This window comes from uncultured Sulfitobacter sp. (genome assembly GCF_947499945.1).
In the GTDB taxonomy this organism is placed as follows: Bacteria; Pseudomonadota; Alphaproteobacteria; order Rhodobacterales; family Rhodobacteraceae; genus Sulfitobacter.
This window is the reverse complement of record NZ_CANMQD010000001.1, coordinates 1156339-1177356: the sequence shown is the minus strand read 5'-3', so window position 1 is coordinate 1177356 and position 21018 is coordinate 1156339. Positions and strand designations below refer to the sequence as shown.

Genomic DNA, 21018 nt, shown 5'->3' with positions numbered 1-21018 from the left:
GGTGTTGATGGTCGGGCCTGTAAAGAAACGAAGGATTAAGACGTGAAAAACGCAGAACATGTTACATTTGGTGGCTCCGGCCTTGACCGTGCAGGAGAGTTGCGTGGGAATCCGCAGGCTATGGCCGATGCGGCAGCTGATCCCACGGCACGTGCGATTGTATTTTGGCGTGGAAAGCCGTTGATGTCAGTAGAACGGCCTGCGGGGCTGATCCGTTTGCCATTGGATCATGTAGCTCTCAAAGATGCCTCACGCGTGCCAATCCTCCTGGGGCGTGAAGAGGGCGGCCCGACCTTTGCTATCGATCTGTCCGCCTGGGAACCTGAGGGGTTGGATGAGGGGAGTTTGGGTGGATTTCTAGACCCTAGCGAGCAGCGCCACCCTGCGTTGCCCGACTGGATGGTCTTTGCCGAACTGCGCCGCGTGATGACATGGCTAAACCCGCGCGATGCGGAACTTGCTGCGGCGGGACGGGCGGTGTTCTGCTGGCATGACATCCACCGTTTTTGCGCAAAATGCGGATCTGAATCCGAGATCACCCATGGAGGTTGGCAGAGGACCTGCGGCTCTTGTGGTGCATCCCATTTTCCGCGTACAGACCCCGTTGTTATCATGCTGATCACACATGGAAATTCTGTGCTGGTTGGTCGCTCTCCGGGGTGGCCGCAGGGCATGTATTCGCTGCTTGCAGGATTTGTGGAACCGGGTGAGACGCTGGAAGCGGCGGTACGGCGTGAGGTTTTTGAAGAAGCAGGTGTGCGGGTTGGTGAGGTGGGATATCTCGCCAGTCAGCCTTGGCCTTTCCCAGCGTCATTGATGTTCGGATGTTGGGGTAATGCAACCAGCAGCGAAATAAACATCGATCCTGTCGAGATTGAGGATGCGCGATGGGTCACCCGTGAGGAAATGATGACAGTCAGCCAAGGGCATCACCCCGAAATTATGCCAGCGCGCAAGGGTGCGATTGCGCATTTTTTGATTGAGCGATGGCTTTCTGATACCCTTGATTGAGGACATATTAATTATTGTTACTATTTGCAGCAGTGTGACGGTTGACCGATGACAGCCCCGCCTTAGAATATGGGTATCGGGCAACAAAATAATGAAGACAGGGCAGACATGAAATTCTCGACCAAGGAAGACATTGAGGCACCGATTGACGCTGTTTTTGATATGTTGTGCGATTTTGAAACGTTCGAGCGTGCCGCGATGCGCCGTGGGGCCGAGGTGCAGCGGACGGATACAAAAACGTTTGCGGGTATCGGCATGTCATGGCGTGCGACCTTTAATTTGCGCGGCAAGCGCCGTCAGGTCGAGGTTGAGATGGTCACATTCGACAAGCCAAACGAGATGGTTTTCGAATGCCGCTCTCCTGGATTGATGACGATGATGACCACCGAATTGGTGGCGCTGTCTAAAAACCGGACGCGCATTATGCTGTCGTTCGACATCAAGCCGCTTAATCTGTCCGCGCGTCTTTTGGTGCAATCGCTCAAACTGGCCAAAACGTCACTGACCAAGAAATTCAAATTGCGTGCGGCTGAATTCGCCAAAACACTGGAAGAGCGTTATCAGCGCGGAGCATAGCCAAACCTAAGCCGGAATATCCCATCGGCCCGGATGGGCAGGATAGACCCCGAGAATTTCAAGCATATTGGTAAAATAGCCCAGCTCTTCGAGCGCACGCTGAACGGCGGGATCGTCAGGGTGCCCTTCGATATCCGCATAGAATTGGGTTGCGGTAAAAGAACCGCCGACCATATAGCTCTCCAGTTTTGTCATGTTGACTCCGTTGGTGGCAAAGCCGCCCATTGCTTTGTAGAGGGCGGCAGGAATGTTGCGGACCTCGAAAACAAAAGTGGTCATCATCTTGTCACCGCGGCGCGTCAGGTCAATGTCGGGTGCCATGAGCAAAAAGCGTGTGGTGTTGTGCTCAAGGTCTTCGATGCCGTCGATCAGTACCTCAAGTCCGTGGATTCTTGCGGCAACTGCACTGGCCAGCACCCCTTCATGCGCAGGACCGCCAGCGGCCAGTTCTTCGGCAGCTCCTGCGCTGTCGGCGGCTGGTTCTGACGTAATGCCATTGGCCTCAAGGTATGCGCGCGCTTGGGGCAGCAGGACCAGATGGGCGCGTACATGCTTGATCTGGTTAAGGGTGACGCCGGGTTTTGCCATCAGGGCGATGCGGACGCGGACAAATGCCTCGTCGATGATGTGCATGCCGCTCTCTGGCAAAAGGCGATGAATATCGGCCACACGGCCGTATGTTGTATTTTCGACGGGAAGCATTGCGAGGTCGGCACGCCCCTCGCGCACGGCCCGCAGCACTCCCTCGAATGTGGTGCAGGGGACAGGCAGGGCATCAGGCCGCGCCTGCAAACAGGCCTCGTGACTATAAGCTCCCAATGCACCTTGAAAGGCGATGCGCACAGGCTTGTTTGTGGTCATCACATCGTTCCTTTGTAAAAACCTACACAGATGGTCGATTGGTCGCGGTAACTATACCTTGCTTGCGCAGAGGGAAAGCAATAGATAGCCCCCCAACGATAGATCAATTCAAAGCGATGGACGGACCCATGGATTCAACGACATTCACAAAAATTGCCGCTGGTGTGCTGGGCGCATGGCTGGTTCTCTTGCTGGGCAAGTGGGCTGGCGAAGAAATGTATCACGCCTCATTGCATGGCGAACCTTCCTATGCGATCGCCGTTGAAGGCGATGAGCCTGCGGAGGCTGAGCCAGAAGTGCCGTTTGAAGAGCGTATGGCCGCTGCATCCATCGACAATGGTGCAAAAGTATTCCGCAAGTGCACAGCCTGTCACAAAGTTGAAGCGGGCGCGAACGCAACTGGCCCATACCTTTACGGCGTTGTTGGTCGCGAAATCGATGCGGCACAAGGGTTTGAGTATTCTGGTGCGCTCGAAGCAGTCGCCGATGTCTGGACCCCCGAAAACCTTTACGCCTTCCTTGAAAAGCCAAGCGCATGGGCACCTGGTACAACAATGGGTTTTGCAGGCTTGAACAAATCCGAGGATCGCGCGGATGTGATCGCATACCTCGATAGCCTCGATAACTGATCTCAGCCTTTCGAGCAGGATGATACAAAAGGTCGCCCGAGGGCGGCCTTTTTGCTGTTTTGCGCTAGATTTTGTTCAGATCACAGACTTGCAACTTGTATCTTGGCGCATGCGGCCTTTAGCCTACATAACTGAACAGATTATTAATCCACCCGTTCTCAGGAGCTCGCCCATGACGTCTATTGTTCCCGCTTCAACACGCCAGAATTTCAAAGCAAAGCGGTGGTCTGCTGTGATCGCAACAGCATTTGCGGTGGTGTTTGGAAGCATGGCGCAAGCGGAGGAAGCTGGCGAGATTATCAAGAGCCATGGATATTCCTTTTATGGTGATTTGAAATATCCAGCCGACTACCCCCACTTTGAGTATGTGAATCCTGATGCACCTAAGGGCGGGGAAATTTCCGTGGCGCGTGCCAGCTCGGTTGATTCAATGAATCCTTACAACGGCAAAGGGCGTGCGGGTCTATTCTCCGTTATGCATTACGAAGGCGTATTGGGCCGCGCACCAAGTTATGAGCCCGCGCCCGCTGATGTCTATGCCGAATACTACTGCCTCCTGTGCGAAACCCTTGAATATCCTGTTGATAAATCTTGGGTAATTTTCAACATACGCAAGAATGCAAAGTTCTCGGATGGTTCTCCCGTTACAGCGCATGACGTTGTATTTTCTCATAACTTCTATCTTGATGGCGGCTTGAAATCGGCTGCAGATGGGATTCGCAAGCGGGTGCTGTCAGTTGAAGCGCTTGATGACTACACCGTCAAATTCTCGTTTGCGGACGGTATTCCGCGCCGTAGTTTGATCGCCTCAGCGGGCAACGGCCCGATCTGGTCGAAAGCATGGTTCGAGAAGACGGGCGTGAAAATGTCTGACGACTGGCGCGGCGATAAACTGCCCATCGGGTCTGGCCCCTACAAAATAGTTTCCGCCGACCTAAGTCGGTCGATCGTTTTGGAGCGGCGTGAAGACTATTGGGGGAAGGACCTGCCCTTTAATGTAGGGCGCAACAATTTTGACCGCATTCGCCAAGAGATCATGACCGATGACACCGCGTCATTTCAAGGTTTCAAGACTGGCCTTTACACCTTCCGCCAAGAGACTGACTCCCGTAAATGGGCAGCAGACTATGAATTCCCTAAAGCCCAGAACGGATTTATTATAAAAAAAGAACTGTCCGATGGCTCTCCCCCTGTGCCGACGGGCATCATCTTTAACTTGGGTAGTGAGGTTCTGAAGGATAAACGCATCCGTCAAGCGATTGCACAGATGTTCAACTTTGAATGGACAAACGAGAGCTTGCAGTACGGACTGTTCAAGCAGCGCGCGTCATTTTCCCAAGACACTCCGTTAATGGCTCAGGGAAAACCTCAAGGTGCAGAGCTTGCCCTGTTGCAGTCTTTGGGAGATCTGGTTCCCGCTGATATGCTCGCCGAAGACGCTGTCGTGCCACATACCTCACGGCCCACACGATTGCTGGACCGCAACAACCGCCGCGCGGCGAGTGATTTGCTGGATGAAGCAGGCTGGTCCGTTGTTGATGGCAAGCGCCGCAATGCTACTGGGGATCTTCTTGAGATCAACTTCCTGTTTAACTCTTCAAGTTCTCCAACCCTTTCCGCGGTCATTGAGAACTTTGTAAGTAACCTCCAAGCAATCGGCATTAACGCTAAGCTGGAGAAGGTCGACAGCTCGCAATACACAGCCCGTGAGCGGGATCGTGACTATGATCTGGTATTTGACCAGTATGCCGCGATACTCGGAACCGGGACTGGTTTGCTGCAATACTATGGCTCAGAAGCGGCGGCATTTTCACTGTTTAACCCCGCGGGCCTTGCAAGCCCGCTGGTAGATGCGATCATTGATATCTCTCTCAACGCAAAAACTGCGGAAGAAGAGAATACAGCCATTACGGCACTTGATCGGGCGCTGCGTTACGAGCTGTTTATGATTCCGGTTTGGTATAATGACAGTTATTGGGTGGCCTATTATGACATGTTCGAGCATCCTGAAAACATGCCGCCCTATGCGCTGGGACATCTTGATTTCTGGTGGTACAACGCCGACAAAGCGCAAAAATTGCGTGATGCTGGTGTGCTGAGGTAGCCATTTATGGGCGCGTATATTCTTCGACGGCTTTTGCTGATCCCTGTCACTTTGTTCGGGATCATGCTGGTAAACTTTGCGCTGGTACAGTTTGTTCCCGGTGGCCCTGTTGAGCAAGCGATCGCACGTATTCAAGGAGGCGGCGACGTCTTTGGCGGTTTTGCAGGGGGCAGCAATGATGGCGGCGGAGGTGCTGATTTTCAGCGCGGCTCCGACAGCGAATATGTCGGTGCACGTGGCCTGCCGCCCGAGTTCATTGCAGAGCTGGAGAAAGAGTTCGGCTTTGACAAGCCGCCAGTGCAGCGCTTTTTCAACATGCTCTGGAATTATATGCAGTTCGATTTTGGAGAGAGTTACTTCCGCTCGATCTCTGTTATTGATCTGATTAAAGAGAAACTGCCCGTGTCGATCACGCTTGGGCTGTGGTCTACGCTGATTGCATATCTGATATCTATCCCGCTTGGGATCAAGAAGGCTGTGCGCGATGGATCACGCTTTGATACATGGACATCGGGAGCGATTATTGCGGCCTATGCCATTCCCGGTTTCCTGTTTGCGATCCTGCTGCTGGTTCTGTTTGTTCCTGCAAACTGTTTCCGTATTCCCGGTCTTGCGGATGCGTGGCCCAGTGGCGCGACATTCAACCCGACATGTTACGAGCTGTTTCCGCTGCGGGGCCTGACGTCTGATAATTTTGATCAGTTGAGCGCATGGGGCAAGGTAAAGGACTATGCTTGGCACATTACGCTTCCCGTATTGGCCTCGACGATTTCCGCCTTTGCGACGCTGACGCTGCTGACCAAGAACAGCTTTCTTGACGAGATTAAAAAACACTATGTGATGACTGCCCGTGCCAAGGGGTTGTCCGAGAGCAAGGTTCTTTATGGTCACGTTTTCCGCAACGCGATGTTGATCGTGATTGCAGGCTTTCCGGCGGTATTTATCGGGGTGTTCTTTGGCTCTTCACTGATCATCGAAACGATCTTCTCGCTTGATGGTTTGGGACGGTTGGGTTTTGAAGCGGCCGTCGCGCGGGACTATCCCATCGTCTTTGGGACGCTGTTCATCTTTGGCCTGATCGGCCTTGTGGTCGGTATTATCTCTGACCTGATGTATGTGTTGGTTGATCCGCGCATTGATTTTGAGAAGAGGGAAGGCTGATGGCACTTTCTCCGCTCAATCAACGCCGCTGGCGTAATTTCACACGCAACCGCCGTGCCTATTGGTCACTTTGGGTTTTTGCAGTGGTGTTCACTCTGTCGCTGTTCGCCGAGTTTTTGGCGAATGATAAACCTATCCTCGTGAACTACCGCGGCGAAATGTATATGCCGATCTTCAAATTCTATGCCGAGACTGAATTTGGTGGAGATTTCCAAACCGAAGCGGCCTACCGCGATCCAGAGGTGAAGTGCCTGATAGCCAGCGGTGGTCTGGAGGACTGTTTTGACGATCCGGAAGGGATTGTGGATCAGATTGACGCCGGGTCTTTTGACACCAGCACCGAGGGTTTCCAGAAGGGCTGGGCCATCTGGCCGCCGATTCCCTACAGCTTTGACACTGCCGTAGACCGCCCCGGTGCGGCCCCTCTGCCGCCCAACGGTGAGAACCTGCTCGGCACGGATGGGACCAAGCGGGATGTGCTGGCGCGGGTCATTCACGGCTTCCGCCTGAGCATCGTGTTCACGCTTCTGGTTACTGGCCTCAGCACCATCATCGGCATTGCGGCGGGTGCGGTGCAGGGGTTCTTTGGCGGCTGGCTTGATCTGATTTTCCAGCGGGTGATCGAGATATGGACGTCCACACCGTCCCTTTATGTGATCATCATCATGTTCGCGATACTGGGGAGAAGTTTTTGGCTCCTTGTGTTCTTGCTTGTGCTGTTTAGTTGGACATCACTGGTCGGTGTTGTACGTGCGGAGTTCTTGCGGGCGCGAAACCTTGAGTACGTGCGTGCTGCGCGAGCATTGGGTGTGGGCAACGTCACGATTATGTTCCGTCACATGCTGCCGAATGCGATGGTTGCCACGCTTACGATGCTGCCCTTTCTGATCACGGGCACGATTTCCTCTCTGGCTGTGCTCGACTTCTTGGGCTTCGGCTTGCCATCCTCTGCACCCTCGCTCGGGGAGTTGACCTTGCAGGCCAAGCAGAACCTGCAAGCGCCTTGGCTTGCCTTCACCGCCTTCTTCACCTTTGCGATCATGTTGTCGTTGTTGGTGTTCATATTTGAGGGTATCCGCGACGCGTTTGACCCCAGAAAGACGTTTAGCTGATGAGCCCGCTCTTGGATGTAAAAGACCTGCGCGTGTCGTTTCGGCAGGATGGGAAGCTAACGCCTGCGGTTAAGGGGATCTCTTTCCATGTGGAGCGCGGCGAGACGGTGGCGCTCGTAGGCGAGAGCGGCTCGGGTAAGTCGGTATCGGCGCTGAGTACTGTGAGTCTGCTTGGCGATACAGCGCATGTTGAAGGGTCCGTCACCTATGATGGGCAGCAGATGATCGGCGCCAATGATGCGCTGCTGCGCAAAGTGCGCGGCAATGATATTAGTTTCATTTTCCAAGAGCCGATGACCTCGCTCAACCCGCTTCACACGATTGACAAACAACTGGCGGAGAGCTTGACCCTGCACCAAGGGCTGACTGGTGCTGCGTTACACCGGCGTATTCTGGACCTACTGCTCAAGGTGGGTATCCACGACGCTGAAAGCAGGTTGGGCTCGTATCCACACCAGTTGTCGGGCGGACAGCGCCAGCGTGTGATGATCGCAATGGCGCTTGCGAACAAGCCTGACGTGCTGATTGCGGATGAGCCGACAACGGCACTTGATGTGACCATTCAAGCGCAAATTCTTAACCTGCTGAAAGAGCTGAAAGACAGCGAAGGCATGGGCCTTTTATTCATCACTCATGACCTAGGCGTGGTACGGCGCATTGCCGATCGTGTGTGCGTCATGCAGCACGGCGAAATAGTTGAGCAGGGGCCAACTGCAGAAATTTTTGACAGCCCGCAGCATCCCTATACCCAAAAGCTGTTGGGGGCGGAGCCGACGGGCAGTCCTGCACCGGTGCCTGAAGGCGCAGAAGTGATTGCCGAAACCAAGAACCTCAAAATCTGGTTCCCGATACAACAAGGATTGCTGCGCCGCACTGTGGGATATGTGAAGGCCGTCAATGACGCCTCCTTTTCCGTCCGGGCGGGTGAGACGATTGGCATCGTGGGCGAGAGCGGGTCGGGTAAAACTACGCTAGCGCTGGCCGTGATGCGCCTGATCGCGTCAAAGGGGGGCATCACCTTCATGGGAGACGATGTGCGTAAGTGGTCTACCAAGGAACTTCGGCGCCTGCGCAAGGACATGCAGATCGTGTTTCAGGACCCCTTCGGCAGCCTTTCGCCACGTATGACTTGTATGCAGATCATTGCGGAGGGTCTGAGTATTCATAAAGTGGACCCTGACCGTGACAAACGTGAGTTGGTGCATGACGTCATGGTCGAAGTTGGCCTCGACCCTGCCACGATGGACCGCTACCCGCATGAGTTCTCGGGCGGTCAACGCCAGCGTATCGCTATTGCCCGTGCAATGGTCTTGCGCCCCCGCTTACTTGTACTGGATGAGCCGACCTCAGCGCTTGATATGACGGTCCAAGTTCAAATCGTTGATCTTTTGCGCGATTTGCAGGTCAAGTACGGTCTGGCCTACCTGTTTATCAGCCATGACCTGCGCGTTGTGCGGGCCATGTCGCACAAGGTTATGGTGATGAAGCGCGGTGATGTGATGGAATACGGCGATGTTGACGCGCTATATGACAACCCACAGACGGAATACACCCGCACTCTCCTACAGGCCGCGACCTAGATCACTGTGGCATATGCCTGTTTTAGTCCCGACATGAACGCCGCTTGTACCTGAGGAGCGGTCAGTTTGACGCCGCCAAAGCTGGTGGATTTTGCACCGCAGGCGTCTGCCACGACAGTCACGTCATAGCCTAGATCGCGTGCGGCACGCGCAGTGGCATCAATGCACATCTGGCTCATAGCGCCAATGATTTTAACATGAGTGACGCCCTGCAACTGAAGCTGCCTGTGTAAATTGGTTTCATGAAAACTGTTCGGACGGTGTTTGAGGATGACCTGTTCTTGTGGAATTGGCGCGACCGTGGGGTGTATTTCAGCGCCCCATGTCCCTGGCCGAAAGAAGGGCGCGGTTTCTGAAAGCGCCTCATGGCGAATATGAATGATGACATTCTGCGCCGCACGGGATTTTGCTAGAATTTCAGCGGCAACATTGGCGACATCATCCATCTGCTCCACCGGCCACAGACCGCCGGTGAAGTAATCGTTCTGAATATCTACAATAATAAGTGCAGTTTTCATGTTTGAAATCCTTACAATTTCATCGGATTGATGCAGCGCGTCTTGCGGCGTGTGAACCAGCGATGGCGCTTTGCCTCAGGAACGGATGGGACGTCTTGCACACAGATTTCGCTGGTCCGCGTTGCGTGCATGAAGGTTTGAGCGTAAATGTTGATCATGGTCTTTCTCCTTATGTATGCTTCCATAGTTGACGGAACGGGGCGTGAATGCGACTCATGGATCATTTCTATATGTAAGGAAATATGACATATGAATTGGCGTGACCTCCCTCCCTTGTCTGCGTTGCGCGCCTTTTCGGCTTTTGCACAAAACGGGAATGTTGTTGGCGCAGGGGATGCGCTGGGGGTGTCCCACGCAGCGATTAGTCAGCAGTTACGGGTGTTGGAAGCGCATTTGAATGTCGCCCTGCTGGACCGCTCAGGCCGTGCGCTCAAACTCACCTCGAAAGGGGAGCAGCTGGCGCAAAGCCTTGGCCGTGCGTTTGAGCAAATGGGCGAAGGGGTGGCCACGGTTACGGGTGCCCGCGATGCGCGGCCTCTTCATATCTCCGCAACGCCGACATTTGCCGCGCGGTGGTTGATGCCACGATTGGTCGGATTTCGTTCAGCGCATCCGGAAATTGATCTGATGATTGATCCCACAGCTGATGTTGTCACACTTAGCCCTGATGGCATAGATCTTGCTATCCGCTTTGGCAAAGGAAGTTGGCCTGATGTGGATGCAACTCTGTTGTGGGAGAGCACGATGGTTGTCGTTGGTGCGCCGAGCTTGATTGGTGACTTGGAGTGTTGTGATCTGGAAGCCTTGGCGCAGTTTCCTTGGATTGAAGAGTTCGGAAATTCAGAATCGACAAGCTGGCTCGAGAAGCACGGGGTCACGGAACGCGCGGCTGGGCTCATGCGGGTGCCCGGCAACCTGCTGGTTGATGGTGCGCGGGACGGGCAGGGGGTTGCAGTGACTGTCCGCCGCTTTGTCGAACGCGACATCGAGGCGGGGCGGCTAAGGGTGCTTCACGAGGAACAAGATGCAGCAACAGGATACCACATGGTGACGAGGGGCGGTGTACTTCGCGCCCCGCTCAAGGCATTTGTGACGTGGCTCAAGCGGGAGGCACGCGCCCCTTAGCCTGGCCCGATCATAAAGCAGCTGACATTGCGGGCTTTGAGTCGCCGACAAGCCAGATCAGCAGTTTCCCGCGTCATCCCAAGGAAGTTTGCGTCAAATCCTTGCGGCTTGCGGATAACTTTTCGCAACGAACCATCGAGGGTGGCCATCTCAGCAAGTGCTGTTTTGATCAGGACCTTTTCGGCGGCATAGCGACTGCCAAAGCGACCAACGTTTACGCCCCAATGGCGTCCCCCTGATGTCGACACGCGTGTGACAACTTCTTGAGGCGCGGCCTCTTTCTTAGCAGTAGGTTTTGCACCGATCACAACCAAACCTTTTGGCCGCAATGCCGGCCGGATAGATTCTGTTGCTGCTGCGAGAACAAGCGAGGCATTTTGGATTATTGGTAGCGCTTCTGGCTCTGGTGCTGGCTTTGCTTGGGGCACGGCAACGGGTTCTACAGCTTGGGCGACGGCTGCTTCAATCGCAGAGCTTAGAACGTCGCTAATTGGATCCGTGTTTACGGCCTCCGCTACCACGACTGGTGCTTCAAAACCCGGGCGCAGTTTGGGTCTATGTGAAGTTTTGACCGCACGGATAAGACGTATGGTTTTACCTTTTGCACCGGGGGCAGGCGTATCGTTCGATTTCGGCGCTACGTTTTCTGGCTTTGCTTCCGCGATATAGGCCGGCGCCTCGGGCTTTTTTACCCGTGCTCGAGACGGGGCGCGCCGAAATCCAAGATCCATCAATTCGGCCACCTTCGCATTGCGCGATGTTGTCGATTTCCCACCGAATACCGTCACGATAATGCGTTCTCTGCCGCGTTCCGCCGATGCAGTAAGGTTAAATCCTGCGGCGCGAGTGTAGCCCGTTTTAATACCGTCTGCGCCTTTGTACTCATTAAGAAAGCGGCGGTTTGTATGGCTCACCTTGCGCACGCCAGCATCGGCCGTGATGCGCGAGAAGAGGTTATAGTATTGTGGGAAGTCATAAAGCAGATGGCGGCCCATTACCGTCATGTCCCGGGCAGTCGACTGGTGACCTGATTCGGTGAGGCCATGTGCATTCTTGAACGTCGTACGGGTCATGCCGAGTTGTTTGGCGGTGCGGTTCATACGGCGGGCAAACCGTGCTTCCGAGCCCGAGATCGCTTCACCAATGGCTGTCGCGGCATCGTTAGCGGATTTAACAGCCGCGCCACGGATGAGGTAGCGCAACGCGATGCTTTGTCCTGCCTTCAGGCCAAGCTTGCTGGGGGGCTCTGCTGCGGCTGTCTTTGAAATCCGTACTTTGGTGTCTAGGGAAATCTCGCCCCGCTCGATTGCTTGGAACGCGATATAGAGGGTCATCATTTTTGTCAGGGACGCAGGGTGTAAGCGCGTCTCGGCATTGCGCGCGTGCAAAACCTCGCCCGTTCGCGCGTCAATAACATAAGCTGCGTAGGGAGCCGCTTTCGCACTCATCGGGACGAGGACGAAAAACCAAATGGCCGCCAAAATCAATAGCCCAAAACGGGCCGGCTGCATGCGCCGCACCTTCATGATAACCTGCCTTAATCTGCCTCAGACCCCCGATTTTTCGAGTGGCCATATTATTTATTGAGGAAAATGTAGCATGGAAAAGGCATCCTGATAACCCATTGATTGAAAGGATTTAGGCAATTTTCCGCGCTGCAGCATAGCACATATGGACAGGTTTCACCGTTCAGACACAACACCCGCCATTGTGGCGACAATGTGGCAGCATTTGGGCGCATTCTGCCTCATTTCAGACAGGTGATTCAGGTGAAGGTTTGGGAGGCATAATGCCGCTCCAGAAATCCGATCTCTACGCCAATGATGCAAGGCGCGGAGATCATCTCGCGCAGCGCTTCTTGCAGCGCGGTGAGCAACCCTTGCATGAATGCAACGTCGCGGTGCGGTTTGTCGAGCATCCGCAGACGCAGCAGAACATGATCGTGATGTGTGATGTCGAGAGCATGTGCGCGTCCCTTACACGCCCCTGACGAGGTGTCATGTGTCCCGATCACCTCCTCGATCTTCGCCAAGACAGCGGGCACGTCAAATTTCACGGTGGTCGAATAACTTAGGTCAGCTTGGGGCATAGTGCTCTCCTTGAGACAGTGCGTCGATCAGCGGGGGCAGGTGTGCCAGATCGGCGATTTCATGAAAGCGATCATGCTGTGGTGTTTCCGCATGTTCAATCTCCCATGTAAGGCCGTGGGGTACATGCACACCCCAACCTCCCGCCGCAATCATTGGCACCACGTCAGAGGCCATGGCATTGCCAACCATCATCCCCTGATCGGCCCCTGTGCCATGGGTGGCGAAAATACGGGAGTAGACCTCTGGCGTCTTGGCCGAGACAATTTCGACCCCGTCAAACAGCGCGCGCAGCCCTGATTGCGCCAGTTTGCGTTCTTGGTCCAGTAAGTCGCCCTTTGTGATCACGACGACTTTATATTTGTGGCGCAAATACTCGACGGTGTCGGCGGCATGGGGGAGAAGTTCCACCGCGTGACTGAGCATATCGCGGCCTGCGTCCAGCAGTTCGGAGATCACTGATGCGGGAACACGACCATCGGTCACTTCGATGGCTGTTTCGATCATCGATAAGGTGAACCCTTTGATCCCGAAGCCGTAGTGCGGCAGGTTGCGCCGCTCTGCTTCCAGCAGCCGCGCCATCAGGGTGTCACGATCGGTGTGATCGACCAGAAGATCGGCAAAATACCCTTGGGTCAGCGCAAAGAAACGCTCGTTGTGCCACAGCGTATCGTCGGCATCGAAACCGATTGTCGTTAGGGTTTGGGACATATTGGCGCCATGCCTCTTTTCTAAACGGGGCTTCACGTTATATAGACGAGATAACATCCCGATGCACATTCACCTCACGCAGGAGCAGCAATGCACCTTGATCCGATTACCATGGCTGGCCCGCAGGACGATGACGATACCGAACTGCTGACCAAAGTGAAGCCTAAGACGAAGCGGCCACCGCTTTATAAGGTGATGCTGCTGAATGATGATTTCACGCCGATGGAATTCGTTGTGCATGTTTTAGAACGTTTTTTTGGCCTCAACCACGCCCAAGCCTTTGAGATTATGTTGACCGTGCACAAAAAAGGGCTGGCCGTTGTGGGTGTCTTCAGTCACGAGATCGCAGAGACGAAAGTGGCGCAAGTCATGGACTTCGCCCGCCGTCACCAGCACCCGCTGCAATGTACTATGGAAAAAGAAGAATAAGCGATGCTCGATTCGCGTTTGCCGCTGGCCCTGAATGGTGGCGGCCTTGAATGGCCCGCTGAGGGCCGTATTGCTGTGTTTGGTCCTTCGGCCGACCTTGATCTGGATGGTATTCCCAAAGACCGTGCGGAGATTATCCACGACTTTTACCCTGCCTATGCCGCATGGAAAGCGCGGGATTATACCGTTGCTGTGACAGCCGAAGGGCGCTACAGCGCTGTGGTTGTGTGCCTGCCCCGTGCTAAAGTCGAGGCGCGTGCGATGATCGCGATGGCCTGTGCATTGAGCGACGGTTTCGTGGTAATTGACGGTCAAAAAACCGATGGCGTTGAGGGTATCCTCAAAGTGATGCGCAGTCGTGTTACGGTGCAGGGCCCTGTGACCAAAGCCCATGGAAAGCTGTTCTGGATTACAGAGCCCGCAGCGGACCAGTTCGCGGATTGGGTCGCTGGTCCCACGTTGACCGATGGCGGTTTCTGGACGGCTCCGGGGGTGTTCTCCGCTGACGGGGTTGATCTGGCCTCTGCGTTGCTGGCTGATGCACTGCCTGCCAAGATTGGCAAACAGGTCTGCGATCTGGGGGCGGGATGGGGTTTCCTCTCGGCGCATGTGTTGCAGCGCGAAGGAGTTGAGGCTGTGCATCTGGTTGAGGCCAATTACGCAGCACTTGAATGCGCGCGCCGCAATGTCACCGACCCGCGCGCCGAGTTTCATTGGGCTGATGGCACAGATTGGTCGCCTGCGCATAAGATCGATACAGTTGTAATGAACCCGCCGTTCCATGTAGGCCGGGCCGCCGAGCCGCAGATCGGACAGGCATTTGTCGCCTCGGCCGCGCGACTGCTGACACCCCAAGGGCATCTGTGGATGGTGGCAAACCGCCATTTGCCTTACGAAGCAGAGTTGAAAACACGTTTCATTCAGGTGGACGAGATCGGCAGTGATGCGCGGTTCAAGCTGTTTCATGCTTCACGCCCCCTGCGCAAACGCCGCGAATAAGGACACGTCATGTCATTTTCTATCTCTGGTAAAACCGCGATTGTTACAGGTGCCGCCAACGGCATCGGCCTCGCAATTGCAAGGGAGTTTGCGGACAAGGGCGCCAATGTCATGTGCGCTGATATGGACGAGAAGAAGCTCAAGGAAGAACTGGGCGAGGCGCGGGACGAGGGCAACATCCGCTTTTTCGCAGGCGATCTACGCCAGCGCTTGACCATTGCCAATCTTGTGTCTGCGACAATTGACGCCTTTGATCAGGTGGATATTCTTGTAAATGCATCGCGGCAGGTGATCCCGACCGAAGCGCTTGATGTAGATGATACATCGGTCGAATTGCTGTTGGAGCAGAACCTGATGACCTCCCTGCGCCTGTCCCAACAAGTGGCAAAGCGGATGATGAAACAGGCAGAAGACCAGCCAGAGGGGCAAGTCGGCTCGATCATCAATCTGAGCTCGACTGCCGCCCACCACACAACACCAGAGTTGATGGGCTATTCCATCGCTTCAGCAGCACTCGACCAGATGACCCGCTCCTTGGCGCTTGCACTTGCACCACACCGAATTCGTGTGAACGCAGTGGCGTTTGGCTCGGTCATGTCTGCCTCACTCAAGGCCTCGGTCGCCGAGAATCGCGAGTGGCGCGATGATATTCGCAACCATACGCCGCTGGGCCGCATCGCGTCGCCTCAAGAGCTGGTGCAGGCGGTGCAATTCCTGGCTGCTGACAGTTCCAGCTTTATGACGGGAGAGGTCATGGTCGTGGATGGCGGTCGTTCTTTATTGGATGCGGTGTCTGCTCCTGCGCATTAATGTGCATCATGTTGCTTCTGTTCACGTTTAAATAAGTATGGTGTAAGAGTGTCAGAAATTTCTGACAGAGAGCCATGCTATGACTGCACCCTTCGAGACTGAAAAAGCCCGCGCAGCCGCGTGGTTTCGTACCCTACGCGACGAGATTGTCGCGTCATTTGAAAATCTTGAAGATACCCACGTCGAGGGGCCGCTCACCGACATGGCACCCGGTCGCTTTGACGTGAGCGAGACAACACGTACTTCTGACGATGGCTCTGACGCGGGGGGCGGTTTGATGAGTGTGATGCGCGGCGGTCGCGTATTCGAGAAGGTTGGCGTGAACATCTCGACCGTCTATGGAACTCTGGGCGAGCGTGCACAGAAGGCGATGGCCGCACGCGGGGTGCCCGGTATGACGGATGACCCACGGTTTTGGGCGGCTGGCATCAGTCTTGTGGCGCATATGCAAAACCCTCATGCGCCTGCGGTTCATATGAATACGCGGATGTTCTGGACACCGGGTGCGTGGTGGTTCGGAGGTGGCTCCGACCTCAACCCATGTATCGAATACGCCGAGGACACAGCACATTTTCACGCCACGCAGAAAGAGCACCTCGACCCCCACGGCACAGAGATTTACCCTATGCTCAAGGAATGGGCGGACGAGTATTTTTATATCCCGCACCGCAACCGCGCACGTGGCGTTGGCGGCATCTTTATGGACGACCGTAATACAGGGGACTGGGAGGCGGATTTCGCTCTGACGCAAGACATTGGCCGTGCCTTCCTGCCTGCTTATGTGCCTCTGGTGGAAAAGCGTAAATCGCAGGACTGGACCGAAGCGGATAAGGATGCGCAGCTGATCCACCGTGGCCTCTATGCCGAGTATAATCTGGTTTATGACCGGGGCACTAAATTTGGTCTTGAGACAGGACATGACGCCAATGCAGTGCTGATGAGCCTGCCGCCACTGGCGAAGTGGGTTTAAGCGTCACCTTGGATGTTGTTTCTGGCTTGACGCAGGCGGGTGGCTATCATAGTTCACCCGCACGGCGGCGTTATAGCTCAGTTGGTTAGAGCGAACGACTCATAATCGTTAGGTCCCTGGTTCAAATCCAGGTAACGCCACCACAATCCCCTCATAACATACTACGATTGAGCGCGGCCGTTCTTGGAAATCCAGTGACTGAAGCCTATCAATTGAGGCATCACGATGGTCGATGTACTCCCTCCGGTAACTTGAATCGTGCAGAGTATAAAACAGTTTGGTGTTTTTCTAACCTGCGCTATGTGTAGATTATGAATAATCCTGACACGCCACAGCAGAATGATCTGGACCGCCACGCGCTCATCAGCAGGGTGGCGGGTCGTGTGCGTGAAGTGCGCAAGCAAAAAGGCATGCCGCGTCGCGTTGTTTCCGAGCTTTCAGGCGTTTCTCCGCGCTATCTGGCGCAGTTGGAAGCGGGTGAGGGTAATATCTCTATTGCGCTGTTGGAACGTGTTGCACGGGCGCTTGAGATGCCAATCGAGGCCTTGATTGCACAGCAAATTTCAGTTGACCCCGAAGCGCGACGGATTGCGCAGCTATTTGAGCGTGCGCCAGACAATGTTCGCGAATCTGTCAAGGCATTGTTGAATGCCCACAAGCCTGTCGGCCCGCGTCCGGGGCGCATTTGCCTGATGGGGTTGCGCGGTGCAGGCAAGACTACGTTGGGCCGCCGTGCTGCGGAGGCGCTGCGCATACCTTTTATCGAACTCAGCAGCATGATTGAAGATGAGACAGGCATGCCTCTGTCAGAAGTGCTGTCGCTCTATGGCGCCAATGGCTACCGCCGCTTGGAGGCGGATGCCCTCGAAAAAGTAATCAAGATGAGCGGTCCGTTGATCCTCTCTGTTTCTGGTGGTTTGGTCGAGCAGGAGACACCGTACACACGCCTCTTGGCGCAGTTCCATACCATATGGCTCAGAACGTCTCCTGCTGAGCATGTGGCCCGTGTGAGGGCGCAGGGCGCGATGCAGCCTGTGAGAGACGAAACACAGGCACTGGCTCAGATCACATCTTTGATGAATACGCGTGAACCGCTTTATGCCCGTGCTCAAGCGCAGTTGGATACGGGTGCGCGTCCTGCGCAGCAGTCGGTACGCGATCTTGTCGCTTTGATTGCGGAAAAGCAATTTTTGCCAATCTAGCTTCGTGGCCCGTCTGTCTCAGACTGGTATAACTTCGGATGAAATGCTTTCCTATTTCACCACAAAAAAGGGCCGCGTTTTCGCGGCCCTTCTTATTTTTTGCGATTTATAGCGAAGAGGTTTAGCTCCAAGCCATCCGTGCAGGGTGGTATTCGAAGCTGATGTGATGCGCTGCACCTGTCAGGCCTTCTTTTGTGTGGTTGTAGAGCGAACGCCAATACGGCTGGATCGTCACACCTTCGTCCTGCATCATCTTCTGACCTACGGCCATCAATTCGCGGCGTGCTTCCACATCTGGCGTTGCCAGTGCTTTGGTCAACAGTGCGTCGAACTCCTCGTTGGACCAACCTGCCTCGTTCCATGCTTCGCCTGAGCGATAGGCGAGTGCCCAGATCTGCACGCCAAGCGGGCGTGGGTTCCAGTTTGTGGAGGAGAACGAGTAGTTTACCCAGTCATTCCAGAAGGTGGAACCAGGCAGGATTGTCCGCTTCACTTTGATACCAGCGTCACGCAACTGTGCTGCTACGGCGTCGGTGGTATCTTTGCGCCATGCATCATCGATCGAGAACAGCTCGTGTTCGAAATCGGCCATACCTGCTTCTTCCATCAGGGCAAGCGCAGCTGCTGGATCAACGACACGTGGCGGGATTTCAGCAAACTCGGGGTGCATCGGACCAACATGGTGGTTGTCTGCAACCAAACCTTTGCCAGCATAGCCAAGCTCAAGCAAAACAGCATTATCAACAGCCATGGCAAGCGCTTTGCGTACACGAACGTCTGCATAGGGCTTTTTGCCGTCGACTTCGGCCAATTGGTTTGGGCGAATTACGATGGTAGATGCTGTCGCGATAGAATGCTCATTCCAGCCGTCAAGGCCGGAGAGGATATCGATGAAATCGCCTTCCATGGAGTAGAATGCGTCGACTTCTTCGGCCTCGGCGGCTGCAATCCACGCAGACGGGTCTGTGCCATAGTCGATGTATTCCAGACGGTCGATGTAGGGTCCGCCTGTGACTTCTGTGCCCCACCATGTGTGATCAGCATTTTTGACCAGCACACCTTTGACGCCCACTTCGAGCATCTCTGGTAGGTAAGGGCCAGTACCGATAGGATTGTCGAGCATGGAGTCTGCTGTAAACGTGCTGTGCACAATCGCAGCTGGATAGTCGGCCATGCCTGCGATCAGCGTGATGTCTGGCGCTGGCAGGTTCAGTTTGACAGTGTGGCTGTCCACAACTTCGATAAAGCCTTCGCCGGCTTTTTCTGTGGTCGCATCGATCAGCGTAGCGAAACGGCCCGCCATGGAGTTACCCTCGAGCGATTTATCACACCAGCCCGTAATGTTTCGTGCAACGTCTTCGGCGGTGAAGTCGTCACCATTGTTCCACTTTACGCCTTTGCGTACGTTCAGAACGTACTCAGTCGCGTCATCGTTGATTTCCCAGCTCTCAAGCAGGGCAGGGGTGAAGGAGCCGTCGTTCTCCCAGATAGCGAGATATTCCAGCCAGCCGCGTGAGAAGTTAGCGATCTGTGACCAGTCGTAGGTACGTGGATCTTTGAGGGCGCGAACTTCCATTTGCATGCGGACGGTGCCGCCCATCTTCTTGTTGGCGTGCGCGTCGGCATGCGCTGGTGCGGCCATGCCGATCATGGCATAAGCGGTTGCTGTCGTGGCACCAAATGCGGTGGCCATCGAGAAAAACTCGCGACGGTTGACCGGATCGGCTTTCGCGTGCTCGGCATGGTCCAAAATGGACTGCGGCAGCGGCTTTCCGGTGCGTGTGGTGAATGTCATATTCTTCCTCTCTGTTGTACAAGCGGCGGCGCCGGTTAAGAGCTCTGCCACGTAAGACCCGATTTTGCGGGTTTGGTGTTTGCAGGTTTTTCCTGCTTTGGTTGCCAACAATTCCGCGCACATATGCGAAACCCGTTGGAGTGGGCCGATGATCAGCGCATAAGCTGCTGCCGTCAACCCTGCGGCACAAAACTGCACAGCCAGACGCTGTCCGCGTCTCTAGTTCAAGTAAGGACACGCAAGCGCCATTCCAACCCCTGGCCGATAATTGGACCCCTGGCCGATAATTGGATCATTACCGACACATGCGCTTCTTGGGTGTCGTGATTGTGTTAGCGGCCCATATGCGTTTGGTTGCCGGGCTTTGCATGCATAAAGCCGTCTATTTTGTCAGGTTTTAAGCGAGGAACAGTTTTAGACTGATCGGGCAGACATGTTCCGATTCCAATTTGCTGCCATAAGCAGATTTCTGTTGCAGTTCTAACAGCAGCCGAGCTTAAAAATCCGCGTCTACACCAGGCAGGTTCAGCGCCTTGATCAAATCGCGCAGCTCTTGGCGTGCGGCGATATTGGAGATGTTGAGCTGTTTAATCCCGATATCCTTGAGATCAAGCAGGGTCAGCCCGCGGGGAAATAATTCACGGAAAATCACACGCTCGTTAAATCCGGGCGCGATGCGAAAGCCGATGCGCTTGCTTAAGCTTTGGATCACCCGCTCCATCTTGTCTTTGTTGACCATACGCTGAGCGCCCATGCGGTTGCGCACCACAACCCAATCGATAGGCGGCAAGCCAGCTTGAGAGCGCAGCTGGCGCGCGTTCCAGACCATCTCGGAGTAAACTGACGGGCCTGTGATCTTGTCGCCATTGGCGTCGGTATGGGCCAGCAGGTCAAAGTCGATGAAGCTGTCGTTGAGCGGCGTGACAAGCGTATCGGCCAACGAATGCGCAACTTGGCTCAGCCGTGTGTGTGAGCCGGGGCAGTCGATGAGGATGAAATCATTGTTTGGCTCTAAATCGGCCACAGCGGCAGATAGGCGGTGGTCATAGACATTCTCACCTGGCTTTAGATCAGCGGGATCTACGTCGGGTAGATCATGGCACCTAGGGCTTGGCAAATCGAGACCGGAATCCTTGAGAAACGACTGGCGGTTCTCGCAATAGCGTCCAAATGTGCGTTGGCGCAGGTCCAGATCAAGTGCGCTGACCTTATGCCCCATTCGTGCCAGAGCAGTTGCCACATGCATGGAAACTGTGGATTTTCCTGCGCCGCCTTTTTCGTTACCGACGACGATAATATGCGCCATACCAAGCTGCCCTTTTTACCCGTCCTGCGTCC

At 54.9% G+C, this 21018-nt stretch carries 21 protein-coding genes and 1 tRNA gene; 14 read left to right on the top strand and 8 right to left on the bottom strand.

Translation table 11 applies throughout. The annotated features are described in order from the left end of the window. Positions 1-42 precede the first annotated feature (42 nt). A complete protein-coding gene (nudC, locus tag Q0775_RS05905; protein ID WP_298858430.1) occupies positions 43-1011 on the top strand; it encodes an NAD(+) diphosphatase in 969 nt (322 codons plus the stop codon). A gap of 108 nt (positions 1012-1119) precedes the next feature. Beyond that, entirely contained in the window at positions 1120-1587 is a 468-nt protein-coding gene (locus Q0775_RS05900; protein WP_298858429.1) for an SRPBCC family protein, read from the top strand. A gap of 6 nt (positions 1588-1593) precedes the next feature. Here Q0775_RS05900 and Q0775_RS05895 read toward each other — a convergent pair whose 3' ends face one another. Next, positions 1594-2448, bottom strand: coding sequence for a prephenate dehydratase (locus Q0775_RS05895; RefSeq protein ID WP_298858428.1), 855 nt, complete (start codon positions 2446-2448; stop codon positions 1594-1596). A 128-nt stretch (positions 2449-2576) separates the two neighbouring features. On the opposite strand from Q0775_RS05895, the gene Q0775_RS05890 reads away from it, so the two are divergent. The 5 genes from Q0775_RS05890 (at position 2577) to Q0775_RS05870 (ending at position 9034) form a co-directional block, all read left to right on the top strand. Further along, entirely contained in the window at positions 2577-3077 is a 501-nt protein-coding gene (locus Q0775_RS05890) for a c-type cytochrome (protein ID WP_298858427.1), read from the top strand. 268 nt (positions 3078-3345) lie between these two features. Further along, entirely contained in the window at positions 3346-5181 is a 1836-nt protein-coding gene (locus Q0775_RS05885; protein ID WP_298859960.1) for an ABC transporter substrate-binding protein, read from the top strand. Between the two features lie 6 nt (positions 5182-5187). After that, on the top strand, positions 5188-6342 hold the full coding sequence (locus Q0775_RS05880) for a microcin C ABC transporter permease YejB (RefSeq protein ID WP_298858426.1): 1155 nt from the start codon (positions 5188-5190) through the stop codon (positions 6340-6342). Beyond that, a complete protein-coding gene (locus Q0775_RS05875; RefSeq protein WP_298858425.1) occupies positions 6342-7454 on the top strand; it encodes an ABC transporter permease in 1113 nt (370 codons plus the stop codon). The genes Q0775_RS05880 and Q0775_RS05875 overlap by 1 nt, the downstream gene beginning before the upstream one ends. Next, positions 7454-9034, top strand: a complete 1581-nt coding sequence (locus Q0775_RS05870; protein ID WP_298858424.1) for an ABC transporter ATP-binding protein — start codon at positions 7454-7456, stop codon at positions 9032-9034. Before Q0775_RS05875 ends, Q0775_RS05870 begins: the two co-directional genes overlap by 1 nt. On the opposite strand, the gene Q0775_RS05865 is transcribed toward Q0775_RS05870, so the two are convergent. Both Q0775_RS05865 and Q0775_RS05860 read right to left on the bottom strand, forming a co-directional pair. Then, entirely contained in the window at positions 9031-9552 is a 522-nt protein-coding gene (locus Q0775_RS05865; RefSeq protein ID WP_298858423.1) for a cysteine hydrolase family protein, read from the bottom strand. The two genes, Q0775_RS05870 and Q0775_RS05865, sit on opposite strands and share 4 nt — an antisense overlap. 11 nt (positions 9553-9563) lie before the next feature. After that, complete coding sequence (locus Q0775_RS05860) at positions 9564-9710, bottom strand: hypothetical protein (RefSeq protein WP_298858422.1); 147 nt, start codon at positions 9708-9710, stop codon at positions 9564-9566. 91 nt (positions 9711-9801) lie between these two features. On the opposite strand from Q0775_RS05860, the gene Q0775_RS05855 reads away from it, so the two are divergent. Continuing rightward, positions 9802-10677, top strand: coding sequence for a LysR family transcriptional regulator (locus Q0775_RS05855; protein ID WP_298858421.1), 876 nt, complete (start codon positions 9802-9804; stop codon positions 10675-10677). Here the strand turns inward: Q0775_RS05855 and Q0775_RS05850 are convergent. The 3 genes from Q0775_RS05850 to Q0775_RS05840 form a co-directional block, all read right to left on the bottom strand. Then, positions 10674-12203, bottom strand: coding sequence for a serine hydrolase (locus tag Q0775_RS05850; RefSeq protein WP_298858420.1), 1530 nt, complete (start codon positions 12201-12203; stop codon positions 10674-10676). The two genes, Q0775_RS05855 and Q0775_RS05850, sit on opposite strands and share 4 nt — an antisense overlap. A 239-nt stretch (positions 12204-12442) precedes the next feature. After that, a complete protein-coding gene (locus Q0775_RS05845; RefSeq protein ID WP_298858419.1) occupies positions 12443-12766 on the bottom strand; it encodes a hypothetical protein in 324 nt (107 codons plus the stop codon). Then, positions 12753-13475, bottom strand: coding sequence for an HAD family hydrolase (locus Q0775_RS05840; RefSeq protein ID WP_298858418.1), 723 nt, complete (start codon positions 13473-13475; stop codon positions 12753-12755). The genes Q0775_RS05845 and Q0775_RS05840 overlap by 14 nt, the downstream gene beginning before the upstream one ends. Before the next feature lie 90 nt (positions 13476-13565). On the opposite strand from Q0775_RS05840, the gene clpS reads away from it, so the two are divergent. The 6 genes from clpS (at position 13566) to Q0775_RS05810 (ending at position 17885) form a co-directional block, all read left to right on the top strand. Further along, positions 13566-13904: an ATP-dependent Clp protease adapter ClpS gene (gene clpS, locus Q0775_RS05835; RefSeq protein ID WP_298858417.1), complete on the top strand. Its 339-nt coding sequence runs from the start codon at positions 13566-13568 to the stop codon at positions 13902-13904. A gap of 3 nt (positions 13905-13907) precedes the next feature. Further along, positions 13908-14903 (top strand): methyltransferase, encoded by a 996-nt coding sequence (locus Q0775_RS05830; RefSeq protein WP_298858416.1) that lies wholly within the window; start codon positions 13908-13910, stop codon positions 14901-14903. A 9-nt stretch (positions 14904-14912) separates the two neighbouring features. After that, entirely contained in the window at positions 14913-15713 is an 801-nt protein-coding gene (locus Q0775_RS05825; RefSeq protein ID WP_298858415.1) for an SDR family oxidoreductase, read from the top strand. A gap of 79 nt (positions 15714-15792) precedes the next feature. Then, positions 15793-16683, top strand: a complete 891-nt coding sequence (hemF, locus tag Q0775_RS05820) for an oxygen-dependent coproporphyrinogen oxidase (RefSeq protein WP_298858414.1) — start codon at positions 15793-15795, stop codon at positions 16681-16683. 66 nt (positions 16684-16749) lie between these two features. Then, positions 16750-16826: transfer RNA gene (locus Q0775_RS05815), tRNA-Met, on the top strand. 168 nt (positions 16827-16994) lie between these two features. Next, the gene (locus tag Q0775_RS05810) at positions 16995-17885 is read left to right on the top strand and encodes a helix-turn-helix transcriptional regulator (RefSeq protein ID WP_298858413.1); all 891 of its coding nucleotides are present in this window, start codon (positions 16995-16997) and stop codon (positions 17883-17885) included. 121 nt (positions 17886-18006) lie between these two features. Here Q0775_RS05810 and Q0775_RS05805 read toward each other — a convergent pair whose 3' ends face one another. Together Q0775_RS05805 and Q0775_RS05800 are read right to left on the bottom strand one after the other, a co-directional pair. Then, positions 18007-19680, bottom strand: a complete 1674-nt coding sequence (locus tag Q0775_RS05805) for an ABC transporter substrate-binding protein (RefSeq protein ID WP_298858412.1) — start codon at positions 19678-19680, stop codon at positions 18007-18009. A 496-nt stretch (positions 19681-20176) separates the two neighbouring features. Beyond that, positions 20177-20986 (bottom strand): division plane positioning ATPase MipZ, encoded by an 810-nt coding sequence (locus tag Q0775_RS05800; RefSeq protein WP_298858411.1) that lies wholly within the window; start codon positions 20984-20986, stop codon positions 20177-20179. Positions 20987-21018 lie beyond the last annotated feature (32 nt).